The sequence below is a fragment of the Kitasatospora sp. NPDC058965 genome (genome assembly GCF_042741245.1).
Lineage (GTDB): Bacteria > Actinomycetota > Actinomycetes > Streptomycetales > Streptomycetaceae > Kitasatospora.
Genome location: NZ_JBHYKG010000185.1, coordinates 12,373 through 16,575 on the forward strand (window position 1 = coordinate 12,373; position 4,203 = coordinate 16,575).

General features: G+C 72.7%; 3 protein-coding genes and 1 pseudogene. 1 reads left to right on the forward strand and 3 read right to left on the reverse strand.

The window, feature by feature from the left end; translation table 11 throughout:
* Positions 1 to 202: 202 nt before the first annotated feature.
* Entirely contained in the window at positions 203 to 1,294 is a 1,092-nt protein-coding gene (locus tag ACFW1A_RS26355) for a helix-turn-helix domain-containing protein (protein ID WP_380412620.1), read from the reverse strand.
* A 67-nt stretch (positions 1,295 to 1,361) separates the two neighbouring features.
* Positions 1,362 to 1,580: a hypothetical protein gene (locus ACFW1A_RS26360; RefSeq protein ID WP_380412622.1), complete on the reverse strand. Its 219-nt coding sequence runs from the start codon at positions 1,578 to 1,580 to the stop codon at positions 1,362 to 1,364.
* A 670-nt stretch (positions 1,581 to 2,250) separates the two neighbouring features.
* On the opposite strand from ACFW1A_RS26360, the pseudogene ACFW1A_RS26365 reads away from it, so the two are divergent.
* Positions 2,251 to 2,361 (forward strand): annotated as a pseudogene (locus tag ACFW1A_RS26365) (AAA family ATPase); the annotation flags it as partial.
* Positions 2,362 to 2,372: 11 nt separating this feature from the next.
* Here ACFW1A_RS26365 and ACFW1A_RS26370 read toward each other — a convergent pair.
* Positions 2,373 to 2,828 carry a hypothetical protein gene (locus ACFW1A_RS26370; protein WP_380412624.1) on the reverse strand — a complete coding sequence of 152 codons (456 nt, stop codon included), beginning with the start codon at positions 2,826 to 2,828 and terminating at the stop codon, positions 2,373 to 2,375.
* Positions 2,829 to 4,203: the final 1,375 nt, after the last annotated feature.

Below are 4,203 nucleotides of genomic sequence, written 5' to 3' on the forward strand. Positions count from 1 at the left end.
GTGCCGGGGTGGTGTCCAGCGCCCCACCACTCGCGATGCGGCGCCCGCCCGGGCGGGACACCGGGCCTCGAGGACATGGCGTACGCCGGGTTGCTCCATGCGGGCCCGGCCGGCACGCCCCACCTGCGGCACGAGCCTTGGCGGACCTGCGCCCCGCCTTCAGGGCCCGCCCGGCCCCCGCTGCCCGGCACCTGTCGACCGGCTACGTCCCGGCACTGCCTTCACCGTTGGCGTACCGCTCGAGCCCGGCCAGCTCGCGCTGCAGTCGCCGCCGATAGTCGCTCACGGGCTCGGCCAGGTGACCGCCCTGCAGCTGTGCCTCTGCCCTGGCCCTGCCCAGCAGAGTGAAAATGTGGGACCTGACCGGCTGGGTCACCTCGATTCCGGCCTGTTCCTCGACAGACTTGATCAGCTGCTCAACGAACTCCTGCGGCGGGATCCGCCTTCCGCTCAGATAGCGGGACACCGTCCCCGCGTCGTAGTACCAGCGCGCGGCGAACCGCCGGACGGACATGTTCAGCGTTTCGAAGAGCTGGCGCAACACCTCGGCAAGTTGCCGGCGCTCAAGGCTCAGCTCCCCGGCCGGTGGGAGCAGAACAGGCCGCGGTGACGTGGGTTCGTCCACGCTCGGGGGCCGCAGTGCCGCGGCCGGGGCCTCTGGCTCGGACTCGGCGGGCGCTCGGGCGATCGAGGTCCAGGCGTCGGCCCACTGGTCCATCTGGTCCGCGAGGTCGTCACGGCGGCCGCGCAGGGCGCTCCCAATGCTCAGGCAACGCCAGACGAACTCCAGCGTGATCTGCAGACCGGGCAGGGTCGACCTCGACACACTGAGCGCGTCACTTTGCGTGCTCCGGGCCAGTGCCACGCCGCCGTCCCGGGGCGCGCGTCCGTGGTGGTAGCTGATGCGGTCGTAGGACGGGTTGCCCGCCCAGACCTTGAGGTCGCGCAGGCGCTGGACGAACTCGGCCACGGTGCGGGCGGTGGAAGGCTCCGGTGGCGTCACGCGTACGGGGCGGACTTGACCGGCTGTGTGGGCGGGTGCGCCTGCCGCCTGCCACTGTTCGATCCAGAACTCCCGTTCACCGCCGCAGGCCGTGCCGTAGGCGGTGGTCAGGGCAAGCGTGGGACGGCGTCGGCCGCTGGCGGCCTCGGAGAGCGCGGCGATCGAGTAACCGGTCTTTCGGGCCAAGGACTTGAGGGGGATGGATCCGGCCCGGCTTCTGGCGGCACGCAGGTGCAGCGCGAGCGCCGCGTACGGGGCGTTCGGATCGACAGGCTTCTCGGGACGGGGCACCGCACCTCCACGCGGTAGGGCGGTGGTGCCGCGGGAGGGCACCACCGCCGATGACGGAAGGCGGGGATCAGGCGGTGCGGGTCAGTTCACGGGCGGCGGCTCCCATGGCGAGCACTGCGGCGATGGCGGCCTGGATGTCGCAGCCGAGCACGATCAGCACGATCACAACGCACGCGACGGGAACGATCCCGGGCACGAGCACGGGGACGCGGGTAGCCGCAACGCACGCCGGCGTGCCCGCAGCCGCAGAAACGATGGGGCGGTGGCGAAGAGCCATGATGATCACAAGTCCTTGGTCCGGACGGATTTGACGGTCAGTCAGCCCGTGGTTGCCGCCACAGACCGCTGCAGTCACGGTGTCACACGGGCAGGGGAGCTCGGCAAGGAGTCGAGCCTGCCGGTAGTTCGGCCTGCTCCGGGGGCCCGGCCCGTTGGGCAACGGGGCCGTGCGCAATCTCGCGCAGCCGCCGCAGGCCTGCTGTGAACAACGCCCGGAACGTCCTGCTCACCGGCCGGGGGTTTTTCGGTGCCCTCCGGTTTCGTCCGGCAGCCCGTTGCCCCTACCGCAACACCGTCGGGGTGACGAACAGTGCAATAGCCAGCCGCTTGCCGGCGGGCTCTGAGCGAGGTCCGTGGTCCGGACGGTCGCTTGAACCGGTAGGGGCAGTTCTGTTGCCGCAGGGACCCCTTTTGTGGGCGGTGCCGCATCATCGATACGGCACCGCCCACAACCATCTGCTTGGCAGTGGCTCCATACGCGAGTTGTGAGAGCGTCTGGCGCTCACCGGCAAGACCATCCGCTGCTCCGGGTGAGTGATGCCGCCGAGTAGCGCTCGGGTGCTTGCCCTCAGGACCCACGGTTTTGCAGTGCACGACGAGGAGACCCGGGTGCTGCCGAAGACCCAGGTCGATCTGTGCGCGGCGATCTGCCGGGACTCGCAGGCCGGTCCGGCGTGGCCATCGTCGACCGCCTCACCGTCAACGGCACCAACATCGAAACCGGCACCGGTTCCTACCGCCTGGCCGGCACCCGAGCGCGTGCCGAACAGCGGGCCGCCACCCGCTGACGGCCAGCCGGTCACAGGGCGATCGGACGATATCTGAGAGCCTCGTCGACGATCCGCTCGGCCGAGGCGTCCCGCAGGCCGGCCGGGGGACGGAAGATGAGGTCGCCGACCCGAGGATGCGTCACGTTGGCTTCGAGGAGCCGCAGGTAGAAGTCGCTCTCCGGGTCCCCGGCCAGAATCTTGCGGACGATCTCGACGAGTTCGTCCGCGGTGACGTCCGCGACCCGGGGCCGGGCCGGCCGGGCGGCCTCCAGCGCGAACTCGACCAGGTCGCGGCCGCCGTCGTACTCGGCGAAGTCGAGAGCCCCGTAGTCGTGGCCCGTCCGCGCGTTGAACGCCGCGATCTCCTCGTCCCGGGTCCCGGCCCCGCAGACCACCAGGTCGGCGATCCGCACGATCTCGGCGCCGAGCTCGTCCAGGCGCTGCCGGCTCACCGGCGGGGGCATCAGTTCCGCTCTCAGGTCCACGGCACCCCATTGTGCCGCCGGCCCCCGGCACGGCCCTGCGGGTGCCCACGGTTGTCGCCGGCATCGTGCAGGCTCCTCGACCACGCAGCGATCCCGGAGCCCGCCGGCACCCGCCGCGCGCCGTCACCCGCGCGGCCACACGTCAGCAGCGGGGCACGAACTCGTACTCGTCCTCGCTCCAGGTGTCGGCGCCGTCGTCGGGGTCGGGCAGGTGCTCCACCAGGTCGAGCAGGTCGTCGTCGGGAACGCCGGGGTCGTCCATGCCAGCCATGATGCGGGCGTGCGGCGGGTGGGGGAACCGGGGCTCGCCCGGGCGGGCGAGCGCCCCGTCACCGTGCGCGGGCCCCGGGCAGGGTGGGCGGCCGTCGGATGGGGGCGGGCGTGTGAGGGCGCAGAGGGGCAAGCGTCAGGCCGGGAGAGGGCCGGCCGGCGGTCGGCGGCCGCAGGGCGGCGGGCGGGGTGGTCTTGGCTGGCGGGCTCGTGACGGCCGGTGCGGGTTCCGGCCGGCGAACCCGGAAGCAGGGCCCGCCCACACGCGCCTCCCGGATCAGGCCCGCCTGATCCGAGGGGGGTTCGTCGGCCCCGTTCGGCCGGGCGGCTCGGCCCCGAGAGGCGATCTCGGCGGCAGGGTGTGACCGGGAGAATCGGCCCCGCCGGTGTACCGAGGCATGGCAGACTGCGGGCATGACGACCCGAAGGGGCAATGCCGCGTAGGCCGCCCGGCGCTGTGCGCGCTCAACGACGCCCTCGAAGCAGTGATCGGCGACCCGAGCAGATCGATGGCCTCGCCCGGGGCCCGCAGGCAGCGGTGGCTCGGCTGGAGGCCCGGGGCCTGTGGCCCGGTGCTGTTTTCGACGCAGTCCTGGTACTCGGCCGGTTCCTCAAGGGCCCGGGAAGAGTGCTGTATCTCCCCCGGGCGGACTGCCCGTGCTGCGACGTGGTCTCGGCGCGTGACACGCTCGAGACGGCCTTGGCCGCGCTGGCGCCGCGGGCCCGTTCCGGCCTGCGCGTGATCGTCGAACGGCTGGACGGCGAACTCTTGCGCCGGACCCTGGCAGACCCGCTGTCACCAGCGGGTCCGTGGTGGCACCGACGCCTGCACGAGCGGTGACGCAGTGCGGGACCGCTGGGAGGGCCGGGCCGACCGCTGCTGCTGCTCGACGTGTGCCCCGGCCTGCTCGGTCCGGCCCGGCCGTCCGGCGGCCTGCGATGCGATGGGCGCACCGGGTTCGGCGAAGGCGACGTTGCGATGCCACGCACGAAGTGGTGGCCCGGGCGGGTGCCGGGCCGGGGGCGGGCAACTGGGCACGGTGTCGACCGGGGCCGGGCGCTCACCGTCGTCCGCGGCGCAGGACCGGCGCGAGCAGCCCCGGCC